This is a genomic window from Parapedobacter defluvii, assembly GCF_014642075.1.
Taxonomy (GTDB): domain Bacteria; phylum Bacteroidota; class Bacteroidia; order Sphingobacteriales; family Sphingobacteriaceae; genus Parapedobacter; species Parapedobacter defluvii.
In genome coordinates, this window is the sequence record NZ_BMIK01000010.1 from 167,483 (window position 1) to 193,380 (window position 25,898).

The following is a 25,898-nucleotide window of genomic DNA, read 5'->3' on the forward strand; positions in this document are numbered from 1 at the left end:
ATGAACCAATCTGCCCTCGTTATAGCAGATTTTGTACCCCAAAGTGCAACCAACATTCAATCAATTGACCATCAATATTTTGACTTGGAAAAACTTTTCAAGCAAACTAAAGAAAATAAAATTCCCATTACATATTTCATACTAATAAAAAAGCCAACAGATTTTTTTGATCTCATTAAAAAACAAATCAAATTAATTAAAGCAGCCGGCGGCTTAGTAAAAAACGGAAAAGGAAGTTACCTCTTCATCCATCGGCTTGGAAAATGGGATTTACCGAAAGGCAAAGTGGATGAAGGAGAGTCCATGCGCAAGGCTGCCATACGGGAGGTAGAGGAGGAATGCGGGATCGAGGTTAACTACCTGGGGAAGAAAATCACGACCACCTATCATACCTATTTACTGAAGGGTGAACTGGTCTTGAAAAAAACGAACTGGTATGAAATGGGGGTAAATAAGGTTCCGAAATTGAAGCCACAGTACGAAGAGGATATTACCGAAGCCATCTGGTTAGAGACCAGCAAATTCGACAAAATCCGAAAAAATACATATCCGTTAATTGCGGATATTCTGGATACTATTGTTCCGAATTAAACACAGGTATACAACGCACTTACTTATCACTTACAGCGAACCATTTTCAAGACTGCTTCCGGTACGAGTCGGCTGACATCGCCTTTATTGATAATGATTTCGCGGACAATCGTAGAAGAGATATGGGACAGCCCACTGCTGCTCACCAAAAACACCGTTTCGATATCGGGCGCCAACACGGCATTATTTAAGGCGATGGCTTTCTCAAATTCGAAATCCGCGGCGTTACGCATTCCACGTAGGATATAATGAGCGCCTACCTTCCGGCAGAAATCCACGGTGAGACCTTCAAAGGGGACCACCTCCACCCGATCGGTCTGTGAAGCAAATGCTTCTTTAATCATTGCCAGTCTTTCCTCCTGGCTAAAAAACCCCTTCTTTGTGGTATTCGTACCAACGGCTATATAAATTTTATCAAAAAGCTTCTTCGCACGTTCCACGATGTCAGCATGCGCATTCGTGATAGGATCAAATGAGCCGGGAAATACAGCAATATTCATGGCGTGTTTTTTTCAAAAATAAGAGATTGCAGTGGCAATGGCAAGTATGAACGGGATTGTTATAACGAACCTTTAAACTTCATAAAAAGAAAACGACGAATACCCATATTTACGGGTCTCACCAAGGTTGGGATGTGAGCCGATACTGCGCGTGGAGGAATGCTCCAATACCATTGTTGCCCCCGGTTTCAGCATCCCTCGGGCTATAACCCGTTCGGGAAGCTGGGGAAGCTGCGGCAAATCATAGGGTGGATCAATAAATACAAAATCAAAGGTTTCCTTACAGGTCGATATGAATTTAAGCACGTCTGCCTTAACAGCCTTAATAGCCGTTAATTCCAACTTTTTTGCGGCAGCATTCACATATTGTATACACTTAAAATGGATATCTACTGCCAATACGGATGCAGCTCCGCGGGATGCCAATTCAAAAGCGATACTTCCCGTACCGCAAAACAAATCAAGAGCTTGTATTTGCTCAAAATCAATGCGGTGTTGCAGCACGTTGAACAGTGCTTCCTTTGCCATATCTGTTGTAGGCCGTACCGGTAATGCCGGAGGCGGATGCAGGCGCAGCCCCGAGCGGCTCCCTCCTATTATTCGCATAGATGAAGCCCTAAAAGTGTAAGGAACCGGTGTTGTTGTGGCACTATTTCCGTCGGTATCGCAATACCCGCCAACGCTCCGCTGTCGGCAAAAACCACGTCAATGCCATGCATCAAAGCCCATTGATGAATCCCGTCGCCCTCGGCGATATTCCCTGACAGGCATACTCTTGGGTGGCATTCTCCACCGCCAAGGTGTTCTAAAACAGCATACAGGTAATAGGCATTATCATCTATGCCCGTTATTGCAAAATCATTGGCATACACAAATCGATTCCCATCAAAGAAACAAACCATGAGATCAGACTCCTGTTTGTCAATAATAAGCAGCGGATCGCCGGTCTTCAACCCGTAGTTGGCCGTGCTTTGTAACAACGCCTGCATCGCGGAATAGGTTAGGATACCCGGAAAACGCGCTAGGAAGGACTCGGCTCCCAATCGGTCGATTTGGTGAAGCATTTTTATACTCAACGGTGCAATATCTGCCGTAACCGTCTCCGCAAGGCCATCGTATGGCAGATGGTTCAGATATAGCTGCGTGGATGCTTCGTCAAAAACTTCCTGGGGTATAAAGGTATACCGACTACCTTGGAGAGATAGTTTTACCGCAGTGAAATTAAGATCCAACAGATCGGTTATCTCCTGTCCTGCGGCCGCAGGATCATAGGTTGTGATCAACTTCAACCGCTTTTCGCCGTCAACAACAGCCAAGGCGTTCTCGCCAGATCCTATCCTGACAAGCAAGGTATATTCTGCCGTCTGTTCCCTATCAAAATCTGTTGAAGTATATATCATTACCATCCCTTTACGGATGACAAACTTACTTAGATAAATCATTTGTACCAAACTTTTGGGTACCTTTGGTCGTGCAAATTGCCGAAATAATCTCCAGTCGTTTTCCGTTGCAGCCCACCCGCCAACAGCAGGAGGCATTTATACGGCTCGCTGACTTTCTGCAATTTACTGACGACCATACCTGCTTTGTGCTTAAGGGCTTTGCCGGTACAGGCAAAACCACATTGATCAGTACGCTAGTAAAGGCACTGCCTGCTTTATATATGCGCTCCGTGCTACTGGCTCCCACAGGCAGGGCCGCGAAAGTGATGGGCAACTATTCCGGCAAAAAGGCGACGACCATCCACAAAAAAATTTACCGTAAAAAAGTCGCCATCTCTCCCAATATGGCGTTTGGTCTGGCTGAAAATTTCCATACTGACACCCTGTTTATTGTCGACGAGGCATCCATGATTTCGAACGAGCGGTTTTCGTTCAACGGGAAAAGCCTGCTGGAAGATCTGGTGGAATATGCACGGAACGGAAAGAATTGCCGCCTGATGTTTGTGGGTGATGTTGCCCAACTTCCCCCCGTAGGTCTATTGCAAAGTCCGGCGCTGGACCCCCCATGGCTTGAACGGGTATTCGGAATGCGCGTATTCGTTCATGAGCTCACAGAAGTTGTGCGGCAAGAGAAGCATTCTGGCATTCTGTATAATGCCACAGTGATCCGCCAGCAGATCCACTCAGCTTCCGGACAGGAAGAATCTGTACCTTTTCCGCATTTCCGGATTAAGGGATTTCCAGATATTTACCGGATGACAGGCGAACGCCTGATCGAAGGGCTACATTATGCGTATGACAAATATGGCATGGAAAACACCCTAATCATATGCCGCTCGAACAGAAATGCCAATTTATACAACCAGCACATACGTAACCGAATTCTATTCCGGGAAGAAGAGCTAACCGGCGGTGATTACATTATGGTGGTCCGCAACAACTATTACTGGCTGTCGGCCGATTCCAACCGGACCGGCTTTATTGCCAACGGGGATATGGCACGGGTACGGAGGGTACGTAATATGCATGAACAGCACGGATTCCGTTTTGCGGATGCCAGCTTGGAATTTATGGATTCCGACGAAATCGAACCGATCGACTGTCGCATTATGCTGGATACACTCCAAAGCGATTCACCCAGTCTTTCCCAATCCGACCAACAACGCCTTTTTGATGCAATCATGATCGACTATGCGGATATTCCTGACAAAAAAACGCGCTTAGCAGCCCTTAAAGCCGATCCGTATTACAACGCATTACAGATTAAGTTTGCAATGGCCATTACCTGCCACAAAGCACAGGGTGGCCAATGGCAAGCTGTATTTGTTGACCAAGGGTACCTTACCGATGAAATGCTTGACGTGGAATTTCTGCGCTGGCTATATACCGCTTGTACGCGAGCCACCAAAGAATTGTTTCTTGTAAATTTCAGCGACAATTTTTTTTCTTAGTGGTCGGTGGCGGGTGACCGGTGATGTTTCCGGCGCCTTACCGATCACTGACCATCCATCACTGAACACCGACCACAAAAATATTACAAACCATTGAAAACAAACTGCATACCCATTTGTATTTTTAGTGTACACCCACGCTAAAAACCGTAAGGTATGAAAGAGGAAACTCCCCGCCCCTTGATCCGGACCATCGACGCAGTAGCCCTTGTAATCGGTATCATTGTAGGCGCCGGGATTTTCCGCACGCCTTCCATCGTCGCTGCAAACACCGGCAGTGCCGAATTGTTTCTCCTTGTATGGCTGCTCGGGGGATTGATCTCGCTGATTGGTGCACTTTGCTATGCTGAATTGAGTACCACCTTTCCAAATACGGGAGGTGATTATCATTTTTTGATGCGTGCCTTCGGCAGGCGCTTTGCTTTCCTATTTGCCTGGGCGAGATTGAGCATCATACAAACTGGATCGATCGCGTTGTTGGCTTACATCATTGGCGATTATGTTTCACAATTATATCCAATTGGTCCCTATTCATCAGCTTTGTTTGCAGCATTGGTGGTAATTACATTGACAGTCATTAACATGCTGGGCGTAACTTTTGGCACCGGTACACAAAATCTGCTGTTCACTATCGAGTTTCTGGGCACTTTATGTGTTGTGATAGTTGGATTTTTCCTCCATCCATCTCCAGAACGCCTGTCAGCACTTCCACTCGCATCGGAAAATCCCACGGCGATCGGACTGGCATTGGTATTTGTGCTGCTCACATTTGGCGGTTGGAACGAAGCCGGGTACATCTCCGCGGAACTAAAAGCAGGAAGCCGGAAAATGGTTTGGATATTGGTAGTCAGCATCCTGGTTACAACGGTACTCTATCTGCTTGTTAACTGGGCTTTTTTACATGCACTGGGCATAGAACGTATGGCCGCATCTGAGGCTGTTGGCATTGACCTGATGCGGGCCACCCTTGGCGAACCGGGTATATACCTGATCGGCATACTGGTTGTGATGGCGACCCTTACGTCAATCAATGCCACTATATTTACCGGTGCACGTACAAACTACGCTTTGGGACGCGATTTTAAAGTACTATCCGGATTGGCCAAATGGAATATGAGAACCTCTTCCCCAATCAATGCATTGATGGTACAGGGAATGATTGCATTGGCATTGATCGGGTTGGGAGCCCTTACGCGCGACGGTTTCCAGTCAATGGTTGATTTTACTGCACCTGTATTTTGGTTCTTTTTCCTTGCTACAGGAATCTCCTTATTCGTTCTGCGCAAAAAAGAGCGGAATGCAGTGCGCCCGTTCAAGGTCCCCTTCTATCCGGTTACCCCGGTCATCTTTTGTGGATCCTGTGCTTACCTACTGTATTCGAGCTTAGCCTATACGGGCATCGGTGCCCTAGTAGGTGTAGCCGTGTTGGCCCTGGGAACTTTATTTTTCTTTGCCATCCGATGAATGATGATACCATGGAATAAACATGTACCAGCGGTTTATAAAATAACAGAATGTACACTAAAAAATGAACACGATGAACAATGTTAAAAATTGGCTGATTGCCCTATTTGTCGGCGTATGCACAACCGCATATGCCCAGGAACCCGCTTTGGATGTTCCGTATGTACCTACCAACCAGGAGACGGTTGAGGAAATGCTGAAATTGGCAGGTGTTAAACCCGGTGACGTGGTCTATGACTTGGGATGCGGCGACGGACGGATCGTCATCACCGCTGCAAAAAAATTCGGTGCCACCGGAGTCGGTGTTGACCTGAACCCCCAACGCCTCAAAGAAGCAAAAGCGAATGCCGAGGCGGCAGGTGTAACAGACAAGGTAAAATTTGTGGAAGGTGATTTGTTTGACTTCGATTTCAGCGGAGCAAATGTAGTGACTATGTATCTACTCCCATCGGTAAACCTGAAGCTTCGGCCGAAATTACAAAAAGAGCTCAAACGTGGCAGCCGCATTGTATCCCACGATTTTGACATGGGCGACTGGGAAGCGGAAAAAATCGTCGAAGTAGGTAACGATACGATTTATCTTTGGACGATCGATTAGTCGGAAAAGATAGAACACAGCTGGCACGGATGTTCACTAATCATCCGTGTCAATCTGTGCATCCATGGCAAATCCTTTCTTATTCCACACAAAAAACACGGGAATCCCCAACAGCACAATAACCAGTCCCGGCCATGTAAAGGTAGGTTGATAAATCAGCAAGCCGACACATATCGTACTTGCAGCCAAAATATAAAAGGCCGGCAGCACAGGATAACCGAACGCTTTATAAGGCCGCTCCACGTCCGGCCGCTTACGGCGCAGAATGAATACCCCCCCGATGGTCAATGCATAGAAAATCAGCACTACGAAAATAACGTAATTGAGCAGGTCGCCGTACCGTCCCGTAAGACACAGCACCGATGTCCAGATGCATTGTGCCCATAATCCCCAACCGGGCACTTCAAATTTATTTAACTCACCTGCTCTTTTGAAAAACAACCCGTCTTGTGCCATTGTATAATACACCCGCGCCCCTGCCAGTATCAGCCCGTTATTGCAGCCAAATGTGGAAACCATGATCATAACCGCGATGACCAACGTTCCTACTTCACCGAAAATGGCTTGTGCCGCCACAACGGCCACCCGATCTGCCGGGGCAAACGCTATCTGTTCCATTGACAGGGTTGCCAGGTACATCAGGTTGGCAGAAACATAGATGACGGTTACGATCATTGTTCCCAAAAAAAGGCTCATGCCGATGTTCCGCCTGGGATTGCGGATTTCTCCGGCAATGAAGGTTACATTGTTCCAGGCATCGCTTGAAAAAAGAGAGCCTACCATGGCAGATACAATCCCTGCAAACACCGCAGCCCCTCCTATCGGTATCGCCGCTCCACTTTCTGTATCCCAACGGACGGTATCCCACGCTGCAGCCCAGTTGGTATTCCATATTTGGGTATTGAATGCACCTATCAGCCCCATCACGATCAGCCCCCCCAGGGAAAGTATCTTGATCAACGTAAATACCGTTTGAATGACCTTTCCATTCCTTACCCCGCGCGAATTAACCCAGGTGAGAATGACCACAGTCGCGATGGCGACCAATTGGGCCGCGTTGATCTTGACATTTCCCAAATCCCACAGTACATTTTCATCGCTGAGCGCAGGGAAAATATAAGCAGTAAATTTTGCAAATGCTACGCCGACCGCAGCGATGGTACCCGCCTGGATGACCATAAACAGCGACCAGCCATAGAGAAAAGCAACCAAGCGATTATAAGCTTCCCTCAGATATACATACTGCCCTCCCGCTTTAGGGAACATGGCCGACAGTTCACCATAACTCATGGCGGCAATCACCGTAATCAGGCCCGTGAGCAACCAAATAAAGATGAGCCAGCCGGCACTGCCTACATTACGGACAATATCAGAACTGACGATAAAAATTCCAGAGCCGATCATTGACCCGGCCACCAGCATGGTCGCATCAAGCAATCCCAGCTCGCGTTTCATATCTTCGTGTTGTTCGGGAACTATCTTCATCTAGGTATTGTTGGATCGTGATTCGTACCGTCGAAAGCAGGCAAATATATTAAATACTCAGACATCAACGACAAAAACGTCTACTAATATATGAATTCGTGTAAATTAATTTGATTATTGCAATAAGCATCTTATTTTTGGCGACCCTTTGTTGAGACCTATTTTGACAAGGCAGCATTTTGTAAACAATTGAATTGATTATAATGGGATTTTTACAAGAAAATTTGATTTATTTAGTACCTGTGCTTGCCTTAATTGGCATTGCGGTGATGATTGTAAAATCGGCGTGGGTAAGGAAGCAGGACGCCGGTGACGAGCGGATGAAAGGTATTGCAAAAAACATTCAGGAAGGAGCCTTGGCATTTCTAAAAGCGGAATACCGGATTCTTCTTATTTTTGTGATCATCGCATCCATCGCACTCTTTGCGGTTTCTACCGTGGTCGAAACCACCCATTGGATCATTGTCGTTGCATTTATCTTCGGTGCCTTTTTTTCGGCCTTAGCAGGGAATATAGGCATGCGTATCGCAACCCAATCCAATGTGCGTACCACACAGGCAGCAAGAAGCAGTTTACCGAAAGCCCTGAAAGTTTCTTTCTCAGGCGGTACGGTGATGGGCTTGGGTGTAGCCGGATTGGCTGTACTGGGCCTAAGCATTTTCTTCCTGATCTTTCTTAATATGTTCGTCACCGATGGCGGCAATCTCTATCGTGAGATGACCGTGGTGCTTGAAGCGTTGGCTGGATTCTCACTGGGAGCTGAGTCTATTGCGCTTTTTGCACGTGTGGGGGGCGGTATTTATACGAAGGCTGCCGATGTCGGTGCTGACCTTGTTGGAAAAGTAGAAGCTGGTATCCCGGAAGACGACCCTAGAAATCCCGCTACCATCGCCGATAATGTGGGCGATAACGTTGGAGACGTAGCTGGAATGGGTGCTGACCTATTTGGCTCGTATGTAGCTACTGTCCTGGCTTCGATGGTGCTCGGAAATTACATCATTAAAGATATGACCGAAGTTTCAGGTTCGGCATATACCGATGCGTTCAATGGTTATGGCCCTATCCTGCTACCGATGGTGATTGCCGGCGTGGGTATCATCGCTTCCATTATTGGTACACTCTTCGTCAAAGTTTCTTCCAACGATGTAAAAGAAAACCAAGTACAAGGTGCGCTAAACCTAGGAAACTGGGTTGCGATCATCCTAACGGTTATCGCGTGTTTCTTCTTGATCCGCTTTATGCTGCCCGAAACGATCAACATGAAATTTTTCGGCGAAGGCTTCAAGGAGGTATCCCGGATGAATGTGTTTTATGCAACGATTGTAGGCTTAGCCGTTGGCGGATTGATTTCCTCTTTCACGGAATTCTATACCGGATTGGGTAAAAAGCCTGTGTTGAATATCGTCCGGAATTCTTCTACCGGCGCGGCCACAAATATTATCGCCGGATTGGCAACTGGCATGAAATCGACATTTTCTTCCGTGTTGCTTTTTGCACTGGCAATTTGGGGTTCATACGAATTGGCTGGGTTCTATGGTGTAGCCATCGCCGCATCGGCCATGATGGCCACTACCGCCATGCAGCTGGCTATCGATGCATTCGGACCAATTGCTGACAATGCCGGGGGCATTGCTGAGATGAGCGAATTGCCCAAGGAAGTCCGTCAACGTACTGACATCCTCGATTCCGTGGGAAATACAACCGCCGCGGTAGGAAAAGGATTTGCAATTGCTTCTGCGGCTTTAACCGCTTTAGCGCTTTTTGCAGCATATGTGACATTTACCGGGATCGATGGTATCAATATTTTCAAAGCTGATGTTTTGGCGGCGTTGTTTATCGGTGGGATGATTCCAGTGGTATTCTCCGCGCTGGCCATGCAATCTGTCGGAAAAGCTGCCATGGATATGGTGAATGAAGTGCGTCGTCAGTTTCGTGAAATTCCCGGAATCATGGAGGGAACAGGCAAACCTGAGTATGGCAAATGTGTCGACATCTCCACCAAAGCAGCACTTCGTGAAATGATGCTTCCGGGTGCGATCACTATCGTTACTCCCATTGTTGTCGGTTTCGTGATGGGAGCAGAAGCCCTCGGCGCATATATGGCTGGTGTTGCTGTTTCGGGTGTACTTTGGGCAATTTTCCAAAACAATGCGGGTGGTGCATGGGATAATGCAAAAAAGTCGTTCGAAGCAGGCGTGGAAATTAACGGCGAGATGACCTATAAAGGCTCAGATGCACACAAGGCTGCCGTAACCGGAGATACGGTGGGTGATCCATTTAAGGACACCTCGGGTCCATCAATGAACATTCTGATCAAATTAACCTGCTTGGTAGGGCTGGTCATTGCCCCAATTTTAGGCGGTCATACCAATAGCCAAGCAAAACTTGAAACCGATGTCATAAACAAAGAGATTACTAACACCGAACAAGAGGGAAATGTAGCGGTCATCGTGCAACCCCGTCAACCGGAATAGCCTAACAATAAACTGGAGCAACGAAAAAGGGATTTGTTAAATGTAACAGATCCCTTTTTGTTTTTTGATATTTTCGTTTTGCCACTCTTATCTTATTGTAAGAACGCATGGCAAAAAAAACATCCATTTAAAAATAAAAATTTGTAGGTTTGGTGCGGTCGCACACAAAAGGACCTAAATTACAAAAGGAAAAGAAATATGTTGTTTAAAAAATCGATCTCAAATTTGATCGCCGAAGCCGCCGAAAGTGGTGAGGGCACACTTAAACGGACACTTTCTAGTAGCGGTCTCGTCGCATTAGGCGTAGGAGCCATCATTGGAGCGGGACTGTTTTCCCTTACCGGGATAGCCGCCGCCGAAAATGCGGGACCTGCCGTAACCATTTCCTTCATCGTTGCAGCTTTAGGATGTGCTTTTGCAGGCTTATGCTATGCAGAATTTGCTGCGATGATTCCCGTAGCGGGAAGTGCCTATACCTATTCCTATGCTACGTTGGGTGAGTTCGTCGCCTGGATTATCGGATGGGATCTCGTGTTGGAATATGCCTTGGGAGCTGCTACCGTAGCTTCCAGCTGGTCACAATATTTCAATGAACTGCTGCTGGTATTCGGCATCCATCTTCCCGAGAGCCTACTCCACGGCCCCTGGGAAGGAGGTATTATCAATATTCCCGCCATCGTTATTGTCTGTTTGCTATCGCTTCTGCTCATCAGGGGTACACAGGAGTCTTCTTTGGTCAACAATGTACTTGTTGTAGTTAAGGTTGCGGTTGTATTGATTTTCATTGCGTTGGGTTGGAGTTTCATCAACCCGTTAAACCACGATCCATTCATTCCTGCAAATGAAGGCGAGCAATTGGTAAAAACCGGACAAATGGGCTTTTTCGAATTTTTCAAAAGCGATTATTTTGGTCACTTCGGCATTAGCGGAATCCTACGTGGTGCCGGCGTCGTGTTTTTTGCCTTCATCGGCTTTGATGCCGTCAGCACGGCCGCCCAAGAAGCAAAGAACCCACAGAAAGGCATGCCCATAGGTATTATCGGATCGCTATTAGTCTGTACCCTGCTATATGTACTGTTCTCGTATGTAATGACCGGACTTGAAAACTATACAAAATATGCGGGTGATGCCAAACCGGTTGCAACAGCATTCGCCAATACCGGATATACTTTTCTGAATACCGCATTAATCATCGCGATTCTGACCGGATATACATCGGTCATGCTGGTCATGCTCCTAGGGCAAAGTCGTGTATTCTATACAATGAGTAAAGACGGCTTATTGCCAAAATTATTTTCGGATCTATCGAAGTATCAAACCCCGTGGAAGACCAATGTGATCTTCATGATTTTTGTGAGCATTTTTGCTGGCTTTGTTCCAGTGTCTGATCTCGGCCATATGGTTAGCATCGGTACGTTGTTCGCATTCGTATTGGTATGCATTGGCATTCTGGTGTTACGGAAGACTAATCCGGATACTCCCCGTCCATTCCGCACACCGTTGGTGCCGCTGGTTCCCATCCTGGGAATTGTCGTGTGTATCATCATGATGGCCTCGTTGCCAATTGAAAGCTGGGAGCGGCTTGCAATTTGGATGGCATTGGGTATTGTCTTCTATTTCCTGTATGGCAGGCGGCATAGTAAAATCAGGGCTGCCTCGGAACACGGCACACCACACACTGGCACCCTTTAAAACGCTCCGATACGGAGAAAAGGTATGGCATGGTAAGAACAAAAAATCCCCGCCAATTTTAGCGGGGATTTCTGTAAAGGGATGGTAGGTACATTAAAAAATGTATCTTACGCCTAAAAGCATACTCCATGTAGTGCTTACTGTGGAGAGATTTGAGGTGATGTCTTTCGATGAGACAAATTTATCGCCTGATTTATTCATCGTAAAAGTAGGCACACCATCGTCAGACACGCTGACCACATTAAGTGGATTCTGGTTTCCTGTCAGCCGCTTGCTGATTCCCCAATCAGAATTAATCAGATTCCCCAGATTTTGAATATCTAAACTGATCTGCAGCGAATGACGGCGTCCTCCCGCATTGACATAAACATCCTGTAGAACGCGAGCGTCCCAACGATTGAGCCAAGGCATTAAGCCACCGTTACGCTCCGCATATTTACCCCTCCTATCTTTCAAATAGCTGTCATTATTGATATAATCATCGAATGCTTTGCGCTGCTCCTCTTGCGTGGCTGAATAGGTTATATTTCCATCATTATCCCTCAATTCCGTTGCAAAAGTCAGATTGTTTACATTGTTTGGAACATAAAGGAGATCACCGCTGATTCCGTCTTTGTTTATATCTCCTGAGTAAGCATACGTGTATCGGCCCTGATGAGACCCGTCATAATAAAGTGAAATTGTCGTGGCCAGGTGATTTGCATATTCCTGACGATAGGAGATATTCCCCATTATACGGTGCGGAACAGCATATTGGGAAGGATACAGTATCTGATCGTTGGCATTGTTAACAGAAGCAAATCCCCATGCAGAACCGGCGTTCGATCCCGGGTTATCCGAAATTGACTTAACATTGTTATACGTATAGAAAAGTCCGCCATAAAAACCTCTTCGTTGAGCCACTGACAGCCCGACGGTCGTGTTAAACGCATATCCCTTTTTACTCGTATTGGCCAGGATAACCCCATTATTCGCACCCACTTCACTATTGAGTCGGGCCTGGTTGGCACCTCCCGGCCAAAACTCACGGTCGTCATTTTCTTCCGACCCACCATAGCTTAAACGGAATTCTGTAGGTTTACGATTCGCACCGAATTGCTGCACTGCATTGATATCATACGTATACATAACATCTGCAGTTGCTATCAGTGGCGTATTGGGTATTCTATAGTCAGCTCCCGCACTGGTGCGCCAAACAGAAGGCATCCTGAAATTATCGTCGACTAACGCAAATCCGCTCGGGAATCCCGCTGAAGGGGTACGGATAAATACGTCTTCCGCTCCTGAAGGCGGGTTGTTCAACCAATGATAAGGATCCGGATTGAATCGGATACCACCTATCCACCCTGCCACATCGTCATAACTTCCCGGTTCAACTGTGTTTTGCAATACGCCCGAATTAGAAGGCATGTTACTCAACCACACAAAAGGCACGCGACCGGAAAAAATACCCGTACCGCCACGGATGAGCAACGACCTATCACCAAAAACATCGTACCGGACACCGATTCTTGGTGACAGCATCACCCGGGTTTTAGGCCACGACCCCGTCGAATAGGTGCGGATAGAACCATCCTTATCATACAACTGCAGCGCATCTATGGAAGGGTTAGCGGTTAAGTCATTTAAATAAAGCGGCAATTCTGCACGTAAACCCACCGTAAGTTCCAATTGATCGGTGACGTCGAACTTATCCTGGGCGTACAGACTTGCTAAGCCAAAGTTAGTCCGCGCATAAGGATCCATTCCCTCATAGGGGTAGGTCAGACCGAACATGATTGGCGCAACTTCATCTGGTGTACCTGTCTTAAGAAAATCCTCCACAGTTGCGTAGCGGTAGTAAGACGTTCCAAGACGCACATAGTTGTTACCGAACTTCTGTACATCGAACGACGCACCAAATGTAAATGTATGCTTGCCGGTCAATAATGTAAAGTTGTTCACAAAGCCAAAGTTATTATTGAGCATGTCGTTGTTTTTAGTAAACAATTCATACCCCGCTGTGATGTAATTGGCATCACCGTTGCCAATACCAAAATCCCAGATATCGATAAATGGAAATTCTTCGCTTTCCGATGTTCTAACATCCTGAATTCGGCTATAAGTAGCGAGAAACTGGTTAGAGGCAGCAGAATTAAATGTACTATTCAATTCAAAGGCAATGGAGCGTACGGAATTTTCAGTGGCATAATTCGATTTTTCGAAGGCCATCGAATTCTGACTTACCCGGTTAAAAGCGGAGTTGCTGCCCCCTCCGGATCTGGGCCTTGGTCCAGACGCACCATTGACAAGTGACGGACTTTCGCTAACGGACTGGTTGTATCTTACCGCAACGCGATGTTTTTCATTGATATTATAGTCAAGCCTGACCAAGAATTTGTAGTTACTCGCTTGCGCTTCGTTGGCATAGCCCTGATAAGCACCCGGATCATACCCCCATTGGTTGATTAAATGATCACGTACAGCAATCATATCTATTTCCTTAACCCGGGTAATATTTTCATCGGGCCGCGCAACGCCATCACCGGAAGCCTTCCAAAGGTTAACTCCCTCTACATCCCCACCTTCATTGACTTCTTGTTCGTAATTTACGAAGAAGAAAAGCTTATTCTTAATAATCGGCCCTCCTACACGTGCACCGATAATCCTACTCATGGCTTCATCCGCGTCGTCCAATCGGATATCGCCAATACGCCGTCCTGCAAAATTCTGGTTTCGATAAAACCCATAAACAGAGCCGGAGAAAATATTCGTTCCACTTCGTGTAACGGCGTTAATACCCGCGCCCGTGAAACCGGCCTGCCGAACGTCATAAGGTGCAATGTTAACCGAGATTTCTTCCAATGCGTCAACCGAGATGGGTTGAGCACCGGGAACCGGACTATCGCTCAACCCAAATCCATTGTTAAAATTAGAGCCATCTACCTGAAAATTGTTATACCGTCCATCCTTTCCACCGAAGGAAAAACCGTTACTTTGAGGAGTTAACCGGGTAAGGTCCTCAATGCTCCGATTTATCATCGGCAAACTATTGATCTGCGTAACATTAATATTAGTGGCAGCTCCCGTCTTGTCCACATTGAGTTGACCAATCTGAGCGCTCACCACCACCTCATCAAGCGCTGTGGTTCCATCAGAAAACAACACATTCAGGACATAAGGCTGGCCCAATTGCAAAAAGATATTATCGTACTCCTCGGGTGATTGCCCGATATAAGTTACTTCGACGTGGTAAGGTCCTCCGACCCGCATATTGGCTAAGTTAAAACGGCCGCTTTCGTTGGTTGTTCCGCTATACACCGTACCACTCGGTACGTGGGTTGCTTTCACGGTCGCACCTGCAGATGCCTGACCATCGGATTGGGATACCGATCCGGTCATGCTGCTGGTTGTTATTTGCGCGTACACGGAAACTACCGCTGCAAGCATTACCAGCATTGAAAGTAAAGACTTTTTCATGTGCTTTGAATTTATTGAATAATTTTACTTCATATTTGAAGCAAAAGTAAGAAGCCAATATTAATTTACAACTCAAACAAATGAAGTTAATAATAAATTAATACTTAATTAACACTTCTACTTATATTAAAACAAATCATTCAAAGAAAACATCAAAAAAATATGATAAAATATTATTTTTATTATGAAATGATATAAATATCACTAAAAAGTACACTATTTTATTATCAAAACAGCCTTGTATCAAGAATTATAATAAAATTCCTCAACAAAATCCAATGTCACCATCGAATCATTAAAAGATCGTAAGCGATTACGATTAGAAGAAAGCTCCAGGACCACCGAAAGCTTATGATTATGTTTACTGATAGATTTGCGTTTGTAGTGGATCCGATGAGTATCCAGTAATGCGGCAATTTCCTCAAGGCGTTTTAAATCTGTATCATGAAAGCCGATATAGAGTACACGGGTGAGATGCCATCCCTCGAACATCAGCTCCACTTTGCTAAATAATGATAAAATGATAATGGTTGCGACCGACAGGCTAACCGCCAAGCCATAGTAACCGATGCCGGCCGCCATCCCGATGCCTGCAGCAGTCCAGATGACAGCAGCGGTGGTCAGCCCCATCACCGAAAACTTATCCTTGAAAATCACACCCGCCCCTATGAAACCGATACCGGTAATGATATTGGCAGCAATGCGATCGTCACTACCGACGCCGTATTTTGATACAATGGTAAAGATGGTAGACCCCAGGCAAATAAGTACAATCGTACGGAAACCCGCCGATTTATTGCGATATTCACGTTCAAAACCAATGAGGCTTCCACATAGGATGGAAACTCCTATATGCCACAAATCTTCCTGTGCCGGTAAAAATTCCATGCGCTATAAATTTCAGTTATCAGCCGTTGGCACGCGACCTGATCAAATTAATCCTATATAATTACCATTAATCCAAGTATGCATAGGTAATCCCCTCACCTCCTCTATCCGGATGTTCATCTTCCAAGCGGGTTACTTCACCGTATTTGCGTAAATAATCACGGATAAACCTGCGTAAAATCCCATCACCTTTTCCGTGGACAATTTTTAAGCTTGGAAATCCCATCATCACTGCTTTATCGAGGTATTTCTCGATTTCGTACAAAGCGGCTTCGGTACGCATACCCCGCACGTCTACTTCAGGCCGGAAATTGGCAACATCCGCCGACATATTGGCGTGATAGGTCGTACGCGATGCCTTGGCCGTATTTTTTTTTGCAATGGGTTCCACTTCGTTGCGTTTTTTGACCATGCGGAGTTCGCCCACTGCCAACACTAAATTGTTTTTCGATACACCAATTACCTCCGCCTCATTTCCGGTACCTGGTATCTTTACCCAATCACCTACCTCAATAGAAACCGTCTGAGAAGTAATTTGTTTGGACTTGGGCACGGGTATCGCCGGGCGATCCGTATGTTTATTTAATTCCGCATCAAGCTGTTGGCGCAACAGTTTGGTCTTCTGTTTGTCCGCCTGGCTTGCCTTGATATCCGATATGGTATTTTCAACCAGCTTATTGGCATTCCGGATAATTTCCCGCGCTTCTTCCTTTGCCTTATTGATAATCGTTTTCTTGTTATCCTCTAAGTAGGCCTGTAGCTGCTCATTATCGGCTTTCAAACGAGCCAATTGCCGCTCCTTTTGGGCGATGGCGATCTTGGCGTCATACACGTCTTTTTTATCCCGTTCGAGATCTACCAGCAGGGTATCTATCCGCTTTTGCTGTGCTCCGATCTTTTGCTTTGCCGCCTGTAGGATCGCGTTATTCAGACCGATTTTTTGGGCAATTTCAAAGGCATATGAACTACCCGGTTTGCCCGTCTGCAAGATATACAACGGACGCATCGCCACATTATCGAACAGCATGGACGCATTCTCAATCCCTTCTGTATTACTGGCAAAAATCTTTAAATTGGAATAATGGGTCGTTACCACTCCCCTTACCCCTTTACGGTTCAGGGTTTCCAAGACAGCCTCAGCAATGGGACCACCGAACATGGGATCGGTACCGGTACCAAACTCATCAATGAGTACCAAAGTTTTTGCATCCGCATGATCTGAAAAATATTTCATCTTTGAAAGATGGGCACTGTATGTGCTCAGGTCACTCTCAATGGATTGATCGTCGCCGATGTCGGCAAAAATTCGGTTGAATATGCCTATTTTGGAAGTAGCATCCGCCGGAATCAGCAACCCTGCCTGTACCATAAGCTGCAGCAGTCCGATGGTTTTCATACAGACCGATTTACCTCCGGCATTGGGACCTGAAACCACAATAATCCGCTGTGTTTGATCGATGGTTACATTCAGCGGAACCACAGTTTGTCCACTGCCTTTGAAATTAAGCAATAGAAGCGGGTGACGGGCATTGACCAGCGAAACCGACGCCTCTTTGGCAAGTTCGGGCATATGCCCCTCAATGTCGATCGCAAATAACGCTTTTGCACGTACAAAATCCACTTTGGTCAATAGATTGTGATAATCGATTAATAATGGAATATACGGACGCAATTGATCCGTCAAGGTAGTTAGTATGCGCACAATTTCCCGCCGCTTTTCAAATTCAAGGTCGCGCACCTGATTGTTCAGGTGGAACACTTCTTCCGGTTCAATAAAAGCTGTTTGTCCGGTAGCTGATTCGTCGTGTATCCATCCCTTAATCTTACGCTTGCTTTCGGCAAGTACAGGGATACACAAACGTCCATCACGAATGGTTAGGTTACCATCTGCAGTCCATCCGTTTTGTTGCGCGGTCCGGAATACCTGATCGATACGCTTACGGGCTTCCTGCTCTGCCTTGGCGATACTTGCCAGAATAGCTGCCAAGGCTGGGGACGCGTTCGCTCGTACTTTGCCCTTTTCATCGATGACCCGCTCAATAGCCACCGCGATATTCTTTTCGATAGGCAGGTGCTCAAAAAGTACTTCCAGGTTGGGATACGTACCGCTACGTTCGTTAAAATACCGAATAATGGCAAAGACTGTATTCAGTGAAAGCAAGACAGTAAAAAAGTCGGATTCGGAAAGAAAGACCCCTTCTACCCTGGCTTTTTCGGCCAACGGCTTCAGGGGATATAGGTGGTCTACAGGCAAGGGAGCATCGTTTAGGAGTAACTCTTTGAATTCGTGTGCCTGCCGCAAGAATTTATCCAACTGATCAAGCCGCTTTTGTGGCTGTATTTTATCTACCAACTCCTTACCTGCCTCGCTTAAACACTTTGCTTTAATGAGTTTCTTTATGTCAGTAAAACCTAACTTTTCGGCCGCATTATCTGGGTAAATCATCGCTATTTTATCTTTTCCAATGGCCGCAATTTCGGCGTTCCGGATGGTGCCGGCAGGGTTGGTTTAGGTACAACCGGCGGATTACTGGGAGGCAGAGATGGCGTTTTCAAGCCATTAACCTGCTTCAGTCCGACGGTTTCAAACATCCGCTCACGCAGTAATTCATAGGTAATGGAGTCAGGTTTTCCATACAGACTGTCCGGACCGTTCAAAAAAAGTAAGTATCGTTTACGTTTGAAATCAAGCGAATCCCGCCCAATACGTTGAAGGCTGTCTGTTACCCGTGCACTGCGTATGGAATCTGCGCGTCGTTGGGTTTCGTATTTTTTCTGCACACGTTGCTGCTCGGCCAGGTTCAGGGTATTTAGCTTCTTTTCAACGTCGACATAAAGCTCATTCATCAAATAAGGCCGCGTGGAATAAAACTCGACACTCCGACTGAATGTGACGGAATCGATGCCATACCGTTCAAAAATCAGGTTGTAATAAGCATCCCTACGCATGCGGGCCGAATCGATTGGCAACGAAGCTAACTGCCCATCGGCCAAATGCATGTCTGTTAATACGGCGGGCATCTGCTTAGGCGGAATGATCCCGTCAGGTATTTTCTCCCCCCCACAGGATACACAGAAAAAAAACACCAACCATATGCTCGCGGTCCGTTGCATCCTATATACTACCCAATTTAGTTTCAACAGTATAAACAATATCCTCCTGAAAACCGCCCTCCTATTGGCGGATACCTGCCGGTTTTGTAGTTTTGTGCAAACTTACAAAAATAGCACCGGATTTATGGATATAGCCGATCAGATAAAAACCATCGAAGACGAACTCTCCCGTTTAAATGTAACCCTCATTGCCGTTTCAAAAACTAAGTCAAACGAAGAAATACTGGAAGCCTATCACGCAGGACAGCGGGCATTCGGCGAAAACGTGGTGCAAGAATTAGTACGGAAACAGGAAACGCTTCCGAAGGACATTGAATGGCACCTCATCGGCCATCTCCAAAGCAACAAGGTGAAGTACGTTGTCCCCTTCGTAGCGATGATCCACTCCGCAGACAGCCTGAAACTGCTAAAAGAAATAGATAAACAAGCCAAGAAATACAACCGTGAGGTTGACTGCCTATTGCAGATCCATGTCGCCGCAGAAGAAACCAAATTCGGCCTTGACCATGTTGAATTGATTGAGCTGTTACGTTCAGAGGCATTTATCCAACTGACAAATGTACGGATCAGAGGGCTTATGGGCATCGCCACTAACACGCCCAATACGAAGGAAATCAAGGAGGAATTCCACGAATTGAAGTCACTATTTGATGGCATCAAAGCGAGTTTCTTTCAGGATGACGAATATTTCGATACATTATCTATGGGAATGTCATCCGACTATAAAATCGCCATTGAGCAGGGCAGCACGATGGTGCGTTTGGGTAGTACAATTTTTGGTGGTCGGTGATGAGCAGTGGATGATATTAGCCAAAAGCGCGAAAAATGGATATAATTATACGCAAAGCCGAGGTATTTGACTGTCCGCAGTTGTTGGATTTGATCAAAGAGTTGGCCACCTATGAACGGGCGCCGAATGAAGTGACAGTTGATATGGATGAATTTATCGATGCGGGGTTTGGCCCATCTCCTGTTTGGGAGGCTTTTGTTGCGGATGTTGATGGCCGCATTGTGGGCATGTCACTCTTTTATATTCGATACTCCACTTGGAAAGGTCGCAGGCTGTATCTGGAAGACATCATCGTTACGGAAACAATGCGGGGGAACGGCATTGGCAGGTTGCTTTTTGACGAAACCTTGAAATTATGCAGAGAAAGAAAATACAGCGGAATGGTTTGGCAGGTTTTGGAGTGGAACCAACCCGCCATTAATTTCTATCGAAAATATGGTGCAACTTTTGATAATGAATGGGTAAACGTTTCATTGGAATTTTAGATTTTATACTTATGCGGAAAAAGACAATAAATACAGGTTGGATATACTTCGGCGTAGCGTGTGTTTTTTCGGCCTGCCAATTCAATTCTGAGTCATCAGATGCAGGTAAACAGGCTGTTACTACCGATACGCTAGCCTATGAATATCAGCATTACGTCCTGTACAGCGACCATATAGTGAAAACCAATGAAACCACCGACACCTCCTTTTACGCGGTTTCGTATCCGTCTTTTAAGGACTCGGCAGTTAATCGGTTTGTTTTGACAACGCTTCTGGGTAGCGACACCGCGACGGTGGAGGGATCTGCCCGCACATTTGTCAACGAATTTGACGAATTCTTTTTGTCTGACGCATTTCCACGCGTCTGGACTTCCGAATCACATGAAAAAGTATATAACATTACCCCCACTTACCTGGGATTGGTTACAGACGTCTACACCTACACCGGAGGGGCACATGGTAACTATGCCACTGTATTTGCCCATTATGACCTCGCAAACCATACGCCATTGATTCTTGATGACATTGTGACGAAGCCTTTTCAGAACGAACTGATCGCCGTTGCCGAGCGCTATTTCCGCAAACAGGAAAACCTTGCGGTTGATCAGCCGCTCGATGATCGCTATTTCTTTGATCAGGGTCGATTCCATATTCCCGACAACTTTGCCCTCGAACAGGACAGCCTGCTCTTCCTATATAATATCTATGAAATCAAGCCGTATGTTGACGGACAAACCAAGCTGCGTGTACCTTATAAAGAAATCGATCGGTTATTAACAGACCTGGCGAAACGCATCGTTGCTGAACTAACTGATAAATAGCGCCTTTATTAATGCAAGTATTCAAATTCGGAGGTGCGTCTGTCAGAGACGCCGAAGGGGTGATAAACCTGAGCCGCATCGTATCGACTCACCAACACGACAAACTGCTCATTGTGGTTTCCGCGATGGGTAAGACGACCAACTTACTGGAAAAGCTTACACAAAGCTATTTTAACCAACGGGATGATGCATTTGACCTGTTGGAACAGGCTAAGCAGTATCACCATGCGATTATGCTGCGTTTATTTCCCGACAACAACCACCCTGTATACCATGAGGTAGCTAATCGCTTTGTAGAAATCGAATGGATATTAGAAGAACCACCCGCAGATCCTTATGATTACCTATATGATCAGATTGTCGCTGTGGGTGAACTTGTTTCCACCACAATAGTATGCCATTACCTAAACGACGTCGGGCTGAAAAGTAAATGGGTGGATGCAAGGGATTATATCCTTACCGATAATACCCACCGGGAGGGACGAGTAGACTGGAAAGCCACCGAAACGCGTATCCGCCAGGGGTTGCCTGAACTATTGAAGGACCAATTGGTCATCACGCAGGGCTTCATTGGCTCTACTTCTGAAAATTTCACAACCACCCTGGGCCGTGAAGGGTCAGATTACTCGGCGGCAATTTTCGCTGCCAGCCTTGACGCAGAAAGTGTAACCATCTGGAAAGACGTACCCGGTGTGTTGAATGCCGATCCAAAATGGTTCGACCAAACGGAGTTGATTCCCGAATTATCTTATCTGGATGCCATCGAACTTACCTACTACGGCGCCACCGTCATCCATCCGAAGACCATTAAACCGTTACAAAACAAAAATATTACACTCTATGTCAAATCGTTCGTAGATACCGACGGGAAGGGAACCCAGATACGGCAATCAAATGAATCCTTGCCCGTACCTTCCTTTATTTTTAAAGTCAATCAAATCCTGATTTCGATACTTCCCAAAGACTTTTCGTTTATAGTGGAAGATAACCTGAGTGATATTTTCAGCAAACTTCACCAGCATCATATCAAGGTAAATATGATGCACAACAGTGCGGTAAATTTTTCCATCAGTATAGATGATACAGGAGAAAACGTAACTGCGCTGATCGAGGATTTGGGAAAGCGTTATGATGTGCACTACCAGAAGGAGCTGGAACTTATCACCATTCGTCATTATAATCAACAAACGATAGACCGGGTTTTGGTGGGGAAAGCAATTATCCTGGAATTAAAGGATAGCTACACCTGCCAACTTTTAGTACGTAAACTATCCATATAAATCCCCTATCTTTGCCTTTATGACAGTACGTACGACCTCTTTAGTAATGCTAGCCGGCATCTTATTGACGGTAGGAGCGCTTTCCTGCAATAATCGCGCAAAATCTGCTAATTCAGGAGTTGAGTCTCAATCGGCCAATGTGGACGCAGAACAATCAGCGACCGCCCCTCCAACGGCCGCGCCACAACAAGTTACACAATCGCCACAGCCAACAGCGGTTATCCCTGATTTTACATTTTATATACTGCGAAGCGGTATTCAGTTTACTAAGGCAGATCTCGCAAAAAAAGGAAATCTTGTTTTTATCCTCTTTGATCCTACCTGTGGCCATTGCCAGCACGAAGCCGGTCATTTAGGCAAACATTATGACGAGTTAAAAGATGCCAATTTTTATTTTGTGTCCATGAATGATCCTGCATTGATGAGTACTTTTTTGGAAGCGCATGCAAAGCCCTTAGTCGGAAAAGCCAATGTCGAGTTGCTGTATGATAAAAATGCTGATTTCATCAACAAATTTCATATACCGTCCCAATACCCAGCCGTATACGTTTATGGAAACGACGGGCAATTAAAAGAATACTGGGACGGCGAGCGGGATATCGCAGAAGTGGTCGCTGCCATCCGGAAATAGTTCCGTTAGTGCTTCTCTTGCCTGGCAACTGCCAGCGGAATGGATAACAGCGGTACCGACAAACCGGAAGCCATAATACGTGTTTTACTTCGATGGATGAGCGAAGCCCAAAATCCGTATTGCACGGGTAACATGATCAATAAGTCGGCATCGATATTTTTCAGTTCATCTGCAATGGCTTTGATCACAGTATTGGATGCTACGTCTTTATAGTAATACGTTACCCCATCCAGCCCTTCTCCGAATTTAGCGATCACTTCGTCATCGAACCCTTCTTCCTGAATTTTACGGATGCGATTGTTCACGTGAAAAATCTCAACGGAAGCCTTCATACCCAGCGCTAACGCCTTGATCTCTTCCAAAATCACCCGCTGGATCCCCTGTAAATTGTCACATGCAAACAAAATCCGGTCTATCCCTTGGAACGTAGCACCGTACGGAATCGCTAGCACCGGGAATTTAAACTGATGAATCAATGCAGTTGTGGTATTGCCCAACAGATCCTGCTCAAGGGATTTTGCGGCCATTCCCATCACCAATAAATCTGCGTTATGCACAGAAAACAGGTAATCAATTTCGTCCCCGATGTCGCCCATAAGGCTTGTGTAACTTGAAACCGTAATAGAATACGTATGGCCAATTTTTGCGGCTTGTTGAGCTAACCGTTCTTTCGTACGGTTGGCGGATTCATCAAGTGCTTTAGGTGATAAGCGCGCGTTCGAAACGTGAATAGATGGCCTATACGCATTAAAGAGTATAAGTTTCCCTCCGATTTGCTGAATCAACGCAGCAGCATAAGTAACGGCATTTTCCGCTTCTTTGGAAAAGTCAGTCGCAGCGATAATTGTTTTCATGATTTACTGGAATTTCCTGTAAAGTTAATTCCATTAAAGATGAAAGCGAATGAACTATGTCATCCCATTGTTATATTGCCTTGCTTCAGGTCTTTGAATTATGCCATGTGGGAGGCTGCTCACTGAATTTCCGTTTTAACGCCGGAGCCGTCAGTGCAGGCTCTTTCCGTTGATAGTCCCGATCTTTGGCTTGTTTAACCACCTGGTTGGCCTTGGGGCGCTGTTGACCCGAATCGTTGGGTTCAAATTTTTCTTTCTGGCTCATGCACTTATAACCCTCACTCCCCATATTTTGTTTCGCGTGGTCCTGTTAAATATGTAACTTTGACTGTGGCTAAGTCACAGTAATCCGATCAAAAATGCTCAATATCGCCATCAATGGGTTCGGCCGTATCGGCCGGAATACACTCCGTAACTTATTGTTGAAAAAACCTGCCGGGATCAACGTCGTCGCAATTAACGATTTAGCAGATACCCAAACACTGGCACACCTATTTAAATATGACTCCGTACATGGGCCTTACCCTGGCACTGTCGAGGTAACGGAAGGCACATTGGCTGTCGACGGACATCCGATTTCGGTGCTTAACGAGCGTACACCGCAGTTAATTCCCTGGAAAATGTTAAGTATCGACACCGTTATAGAATCAACCGGGAAACACATTACCAAGGAGACAGCTTCCAGTCATCTGACTGCAGGCGCACGTCAGGTGATCATTTCCGCTCCTTCACCCGATCGGGAAATTCCAACGGTGGTATTAGGAGTGAATGATGTCGCTATCGATCTGAGCGCGCCACTGCTGTCCAATGCGTCTTGTACAACCAACAACGTTGCTCCACTGATCAAAGTACTGGATGACAACTGGGGCATCATCGATGGTTATATTACCACCGTACATAGCATGACGGGCGATCAAAACTTACACGATGGTCCACATCGCGATCTACGTCGGGCACGGGCAGCCTCAGCATCTATCATACCCACTACGACGGGTGCAGCCAAAGCCGTGACCAACGTATTTCCTCACTTAGAAGGCAAATTAGGGGGCGCGGGCATCCGGGTACCGGTATTAAATGGATCACTCACCGATTTCACCTGTATACTACGCAACCAACCAAGCGTGGAAGCAATCAATGCGGCTTTCAAAGCAGCGGCCACGGGGGAACTAAAAGGCGTCCTCCAGTATACCGAGGATCCGATCGTATCCGTTGACATCCTCAACAACCCCTACTCTTGCATCTTCGATGCACAGCTGACATCCGTTGTAGGCGGACTGGTGAAAGTAGTGGGATGGTACGACAATGAATACGGTTATTCGAATCGTCTGATAGACATCCTAGTAAAAATCAGTAAAAATGGTTAGGTTCATTACGGCCGAAGAGACGCTCCCTTTACGCAGTTGCGTACTCCGGGACGGCGCGCCGTTGTCGGCCTGCCATTTTCAGGGTGATGAAGACGAGTCGACGTTTCATTTGGGGTACACAGCCGGAGAAAATACCATCGTTTGTATTCTGTCTTGTCAGCGCGAGTCCCTGGAAGACTATGAAGGTGTGGGATATCGCTTACGTGGGATGGCAACACATCCCGATTGGCGCGGTAAAGGCTTAGGGTCGGATTTATTAATCGTTGCGATTGAACATTTAACCCACGCATTAAATGCAGATTACTTATGGTGCAATGCCAGAAGGGTTGCTTACGGTTTTTATCTGCATCTCGGCTTTGACTTCATTTCAGAGGAATTTGAAATTCCACTGATCGGGCCACATCGGGTGATGTATCTTGGGTTGAACACATAAAAAAGAGGCTGTCTCAAAAGTAATTTCTTGAGGCAGCCTTTTTGTTTCTGCAAGTTTGTTATTCCGGCGTTTTCCACAATAT

General features: G+C 46.1%; 23 protein-coding genes. 13 read left to right on the forward strand and 10 right to left on the reverse strand.

The window, feature by feature from the left end; translation table 11 throughout:
• Positions 1-591: an NUDIX hydrolase gene (locus tag IEX60_RS15090; RefSeq protein ID WP_229717586.1), complete on the forward strand. Its 591-nt coding sequence runs from the start codon at positions 1-3 to the stop codon at positions 589-591.
• Positions 592-617: 26 nt separating this feature from the next.
• On the opposite strand, the gene coaD is transcribed toward IEX60_RS15090, so the two are convergent.
• The 3 genes from coaD to IEX60_RS15105 form a co-directional block, all read right to left on the reverse strand.
• Positions 618-1,091 (reverse strand): pantetheine-phosphate adenylyltransferase, encoded by a 474-nt coding sequence (gene coaD / locus IEX60_RS15095; RefSeq protein ID WP_188752064.1) that lies wholly within the window; start codon positions 1,089-1,091, stop codon positions 618-620.
• A gap of 72 nt (positions 1,092-1,163) precedes the next feature.
• Positions 1,164-1,697, reverse strand: coding sequence for an RsmD family RNA methyltransferase (locus tag IEX60_RS15100; RefSeq protein ID WP_188752066.1), 534 nt, complete (start codon positions 1,695-1,697; stop codon positions 1,164-1,166).
• Positions 1,688-2,491, reverse strand: coding sequence for a DUF3822 family protein (locus IEX60_RS15105; RefSeq protein WP_188752068.1), 804 nt, complete (start codon positions 2,489-2,491; stop codon positions 1,688-1,690). The genes IEX60_RS15100 and IEX60_RS15105 overlap by 10 nt, the downstream gene beginning before the upstream one ends.
• A 71-nt stretch (positions 2,492-2,562) precedes the next feature.
• Here IEX60_RS15105 and IEX60_RS15110 point away from each other — a divergent pair, with 71 nt between their 5' ends.
• The 3 genes from IEX60_RS15110 to IEX60_RS15120 all read left to right on the forward strand — a co-directional run bounded on the left by IEX60_RS15110 (position 2,563) and on the right by IEX60_RS15120 (position 6,046).
• Positions 2,563-3,984, forward strand: coding sequence for an ATP-dependent DNA helicase (locus IEX60_RS15110; protein WP_188752126.1), 1,422 nt, complete (start codon positions 2,563-2,565; stop codon positions 3,982-3,984).
• Positions 3,985-4,140: 156 nt separating this feature from the next.
• Positions 4,141-5,448 carry an APC family permease gene (locus IEX60_RS15115; protein ID WP_188752070.1) on the forward strand — a complete coding sequence of 436 codons (1,308 nt, stop codon included), beginning with the start codon at positions 4,141-4,143 and terminating at the stop codon, positions 5,446-5,448.
• A 73-nt stretch (positions 5,449-5,521) separates the two neighbouring features.
• The gene (locus IEX60_RS15120) at positions 5,522-6,046 is read left to right on the forward strand and encodes an SAM-dependent methyltransferase (protein WP_188752071.1); all 525 of its coding nucleotides are present in this window, start codon (positions 5,522-5,524) and stop codon (positions 6,044-6,046) included.
• 36 nt (positions 6,047-6,082) lie between these two features.
• On the opposite strand, the gene IEX60_RS15125 is transcribed toward IEX60_RS15120, so the two are convergent.
• Positions 6,083-7,531 (reverse strand): APC family permease, encoded by a 1,449-nt coding sequence (locus IEX60_RS15125; RefSeq protein WP_188752073.1) that lies wholly within the window; start codon positions 7,529-7,531, stop codon positions 6,083-6,085.
• A 203-nt stretch (positions 7,532-7,734) separates the two neighbouring features.
• On the opposite strand from IEX60_RS15125, the gene IEX60_RS15130 reads away from it, so the two are divergent.
• Positions 7,735-10,005 carry a sodium-translocating pyrophosphatase gene (locus tag IEX60_RS15130; RefSeq protein ID WP_188752075.1) on the forward strand — a complete coding sequence of 757 codons (2,271 nt, stop codon included), beginning with the start codon at positions 7,735-7,737 and terminating at the stop codon, positions 10,003-10,005.
• A 198-nt stretch (positions 10,006-10,203) separates the two neighbouring features.
• The gene (locus IEX60_RS15135; protein ID WP_188752077.1) at positions 10,204-11,697 is read left to right on the forward strand and encodes an amino acid permease; all 1,494 of its coding nucleotides are present in this window, start codon (positions 10,204-10,206) and stop codon (positions 11,695-11,697) included.
• A 93-nt stretch (positions 11,698-11,790) separates the two neighbouring features.
• Here the strand turns inward: IEX60_RS15135 and IEX60_RS15140 are convergent, their stop codons facing one another.
• The 4 genes from IEX60_RS15140 to IEX60_RS15155 all read right to left on the reverse strand — a co-directional run bounded on the left by IEX60_RS15140 (position 11,791) and on the right by IEX60_RS15155 (position 19,158).
• Complete coding sequence (locus tag IEX60_RS15140) at positions 11,791-15,156, reverse strand: TonB-dependent receptor (protein WP_188752079.1); 3,366 nt, start codon at positions 15,154-15,156, stop codon at positions 11,791-11,793.
• 243 nt (positions 15,157-15,399) lie between these two features.
• Positions 15,400-16,044, reverse strand: coding sequence for an MgtC/SapB family protein (locus IEX60_RS15145; RefSeq protein ID WP_188752080.1), 645 nt, complete (start codon positions 16,042-16,044; stop codon positions 15,400-15,402).
• 67 nt (positions 16,045-16,111) lie between these two features.
• Entirely contained in the window at positions 16,112-18,490 is a 2,379-nt protein-coding gene (locus IEX60_RS15150; RefSeq protein WP_188752083.1) for an endonuclease MutS2, read from the reverse strand.
• A 2-nt stretch (positions 18,491-18,492) separates the two neighbouring features.
• Positions 18,493-19,158 (reverse strand): DUF4296 domain-containing protein, encoded by a 666-nt coding sequence (locus IEX60_RS15155; RefSeq protein ID WP_188752084.1) that lies wholly within the window; start codon positions 19,156-19,158, stop codon positions 18,493-18,495.
• A gap of 124 nt (positions 19,159-19,282) precedes the next feature.
• Here IEX60_RS15155 and IEX60_RS15160 point away from each other — a divergent pair, with 124 nt between their 5' ends.
• From IEX60_RS15160 to IEX60_RS15180, 5 genes are read left to right on the forward strand one after another with little or no spacing between them, the layout of a single operon-like run.
• Positions 19,283-19,948, forward strand: coding sequence for a YggS family pyridoxal phosphate-dependent enzyme (locus tag IEX60_RS15160; protein WP_188752086.1), 666 nt, complete (start codon positions 19,283-19,285; stop codon positions 19,946-19,948).
• 35 nt (positions 19,949-19,983) lie between these two features.
• On the forward strand, positions 19,984-20,433 hold the full coding sequence (locus IEX60_RS15165) for a GNAT family N-acetyltransferase (RefSeq protein WP_188752087.1): 450 nt from the start codon (positions 19,984-19,986) through the stop codon (positions 20,431-20,433).
• Between the two features lie 11 nt (positions 20,434-20,444).
• Entirely contained in the window at positions 20,445-21,254 is an 810-nt protein-coding gene (locus tag IEX60_RS15170) for a DUF3298 and DUF4163 domain-containing protein (RefSeq protein ID WP_188752090.1), read from the forward strand.
• A gap of 11 nt (positions 21,255-21,265) precedes the next feature.
• Positions 21,266-22,534: an aspartate kinase gene (locus IEX60_RS15175; protein WP_188752092.1), complete on the forward strand. Its 1,269-nt coding sequence runs from the start codon at positions 21,266-21,268 to the stop codon at positions 22,532-22,534.
• A 19-nt stretch (positions 22,535-22,553) separates the two neighbouring features.
• Positions 22,554-23,165 (forward strand): peroxiredoxin family protein, encoded by a 612-nt coding sequence (locus tag IEX60_RS15180; protein ID WP_188752094.1) that lies wholly within the window; start codon positions 22,554-22,556, stop codon positions 23,163-23,165.
• Positions 23,166-23,170: 5 nt separating this feature from the next.
• On the opposite strand, the gene IEX60_RS15185 is transcribed toward IEX60_RS15180, so the two are convergent.
• Positions 23,171-24,019, reverse strand: coding sequence for a universal stress protein (locus IEX60_RS15185; protein WP_188752096.1), 849 nt, complete (start codon positions 24,017-24,019; stop codon positions 23,171-23,173).
• A gap of 85 nt (positions 24,020-24,104) precedes the next feature.
• A complete protein-coding gene (locus tag IEX60_RS15190) occupies positions 24,105-24,284 on the reverse strand; it encodes a hypothetical protein (protein WP_188752098.1) in 180 nt (59 codons plus the stop codon).
• A 94-nt stretch (positions 24,285-24,378) separates the two neighbouring features.
• Here IEX60_RS15190 and gap point away from each other — a divergent pair, with 94 nt between their 5' ends.
• The gene (gap, locus tag IEX60_RS15195) at positions 24,379-25,383 is read left to right on the forward strand and encodes a type I glyceraldehyde-3-phosphate dehydrogenase (RefSeq protein ID WP_188752100.1); all 1,005 of its coding nucleotides are present in this window, start codon (positions 24,379-24,381) and stop codon (positions 25,381-25,383) included.
• Positions 25,376-25,816: a GNAT family N-acetyltransferase gene (locus IEX60_RS15200; protein ID WP_188752102.1), complete on the forward strand. Its 441-nt coding sequence runs from the start codon at positions 25,376-25,378 to the stop codon at positions 25,814-25,816. Before gap ends, IEX60_RS15200 begins: the two co-directional genes overlap by 8 nt.
• The last annotated feature ends 82 nt before the right edge of the window (positions 25,817-25,898 follow it).

Excerpts from the sequence above, each read along its gene's own strand:
- IEX60_RS15185 (WP_188752096.1), bottom strand. The coding sequence starts at position 24,019 with ATGAAAACAATTATCGCTGCGACTGACTTTTCCAAAGAAGCGGAAAAT.
- IEX60_RS15170 (WP_188752090.1), top strand. The coding sequence starts at position 20,445 with ATGCGGAAAAAGACAATAAATACAGGTTGGATATACTTCGGCGTAGCG.
- IEX60_RS15120 (WP_188752071.1), top strand. The coding sequence starts at position 5,522 with ATGAACAATGTTAAAAATTGGCTGATTGCCCTATTTGTCGGCGTATGC.
- IEX60_RS15130 (WP_188752075.1), top strand. The coding sequence starts at position 7,735 with ATGGGATTTTTACAAGAAAATTTGATTTATTTAGTACCTGTGCTTGCC.
- IEX60_RS15160 (WP_188752086.1), top strand. The coding sequence starts at position 19,283 with ATGGATATAGCCGATCAGATAAAAACCATCGAAGACGAACTCTCCCGT.
- IEX60_RS15180 (WP_188752094.1), top strand. The coding sequence starts at position 22,554 with ATGACAGTACGTACGACCTCTTTAGTAATGCTAGCCGGCATCTTATTG.
- IEX60_RS15165 (WP_188752087.1), top strand. The coding sequence starts at position 19,984 with ATGGATATAATTATACGCAAAGCCGAGGTATTTGACTGTCCGCAGTTG.
- IEX60_RS15125 (WP_188752073.1), bottom strand. The coding sequence starts at position 7,531 with ATGAAGATAGTTCCCGAACAACACGAAGATATGAAACGCGAGCTGGGA.
- gap (WP_188752100.1), top strand. The coding sequence starts at position 24,379 with ATGCTCAATATCGCCATCAATGGGTTCGGCCGTATCGGCCGGAATACA.
- IEX60_RS15175 (WP_188752092.1), top strand. The coding sequence starts at position 21,266 with ATGCAAGTATTCAAATTCGGAGGTGCGTCTGTCAGAGACGCCGAAGGG.
- IEX60_RS15115 (WP_188752070.1), top strand. The coding sequence starts at position 4,141 with ATGAAAGAGGAAACTCCCCGCCCCTTGATCCGGACCATCGACGCAGTA.
- IEX60_RS15145 (WP_188752080.1), bottom strand. The coding sequence starts at position 16,044 with ATGGAATTTTTACCGGCACAGGAAGATTTGTGGCATATAGGAGTTTCC.
- IEX60_RS15135 (WP_188752077.1), top strand. The coding sequence starts at position 10,204 with ATGTTGTTTAAAAAATCGATCTCAAATTTGATCGCCGAAGCCGCCGAA.
- IEX60_RS15090 (WP_229717586.1), top strand. The coding sequence starts at position 1 with ATGAACCAATCTGCCCTCGTTATAGCAGATTTTGTACCCCAAAGTGCA.
- IEX60_RS15155 (WP_188752084.1), bottom strand. The coding sequence starts at position 19,158 with ATGCAACGGACCGCGAGCATATGGTTGGTGTTTTTTTTCTGTGTATCC.
- IEX60_RS15100 (WP_188752066.1), bottom strand. The coding sequence starts at position 1,697 with ATGCGAATAATAGGAGGGAGCCGCTCGGGGCTGCGCCTGCATCCGCCT.
- coaD (WP_188752064.1), bottom strand. The coding sequence starts at position 1,091 with ATGAATATTGCTGTATTTCCCGGCTCATTTGATCCTATCACGAATGCG.
- IEX60_RS15105 (WP_188752068.1), bottom strand. The coding sequence starts at position 2,491 with ATGATATATACTTCAACAGATTTTGATAGGGAACAGACGGCAGAATAT.
- IEX60_RS15140 (WP_188752079.1), bottom strand. The coding sequence starts at position 15,156 with ATGAAAAAGTCTTTACTTTCAATGCTGGTAATGCTTGCAGCGGTAGTT.
- IEX60_RS15190 (WP_188752098.1), bottom strand. The coding sequence starts at position 24,284 with ATGAGCCAGAAAGAAAAATTTGAACCCAACGATTCGGGTCAACAGCGC.
- IEX60_RS15200 (WP_188752102.1), top strand. The coding sequence starts at position 25,376 with ATGGTTAGGTTCATTACGGCCGAAGAGACGCTCCCTTTACGCAGTTGC.
- IEX60_RS15150 (WP_188752083.1), bottom strand. The coding sequence starts at position 18,490 with ATGATTTACCCAGATAATGCGGCCGAAAAGTTAGGTTTTACTGACATA.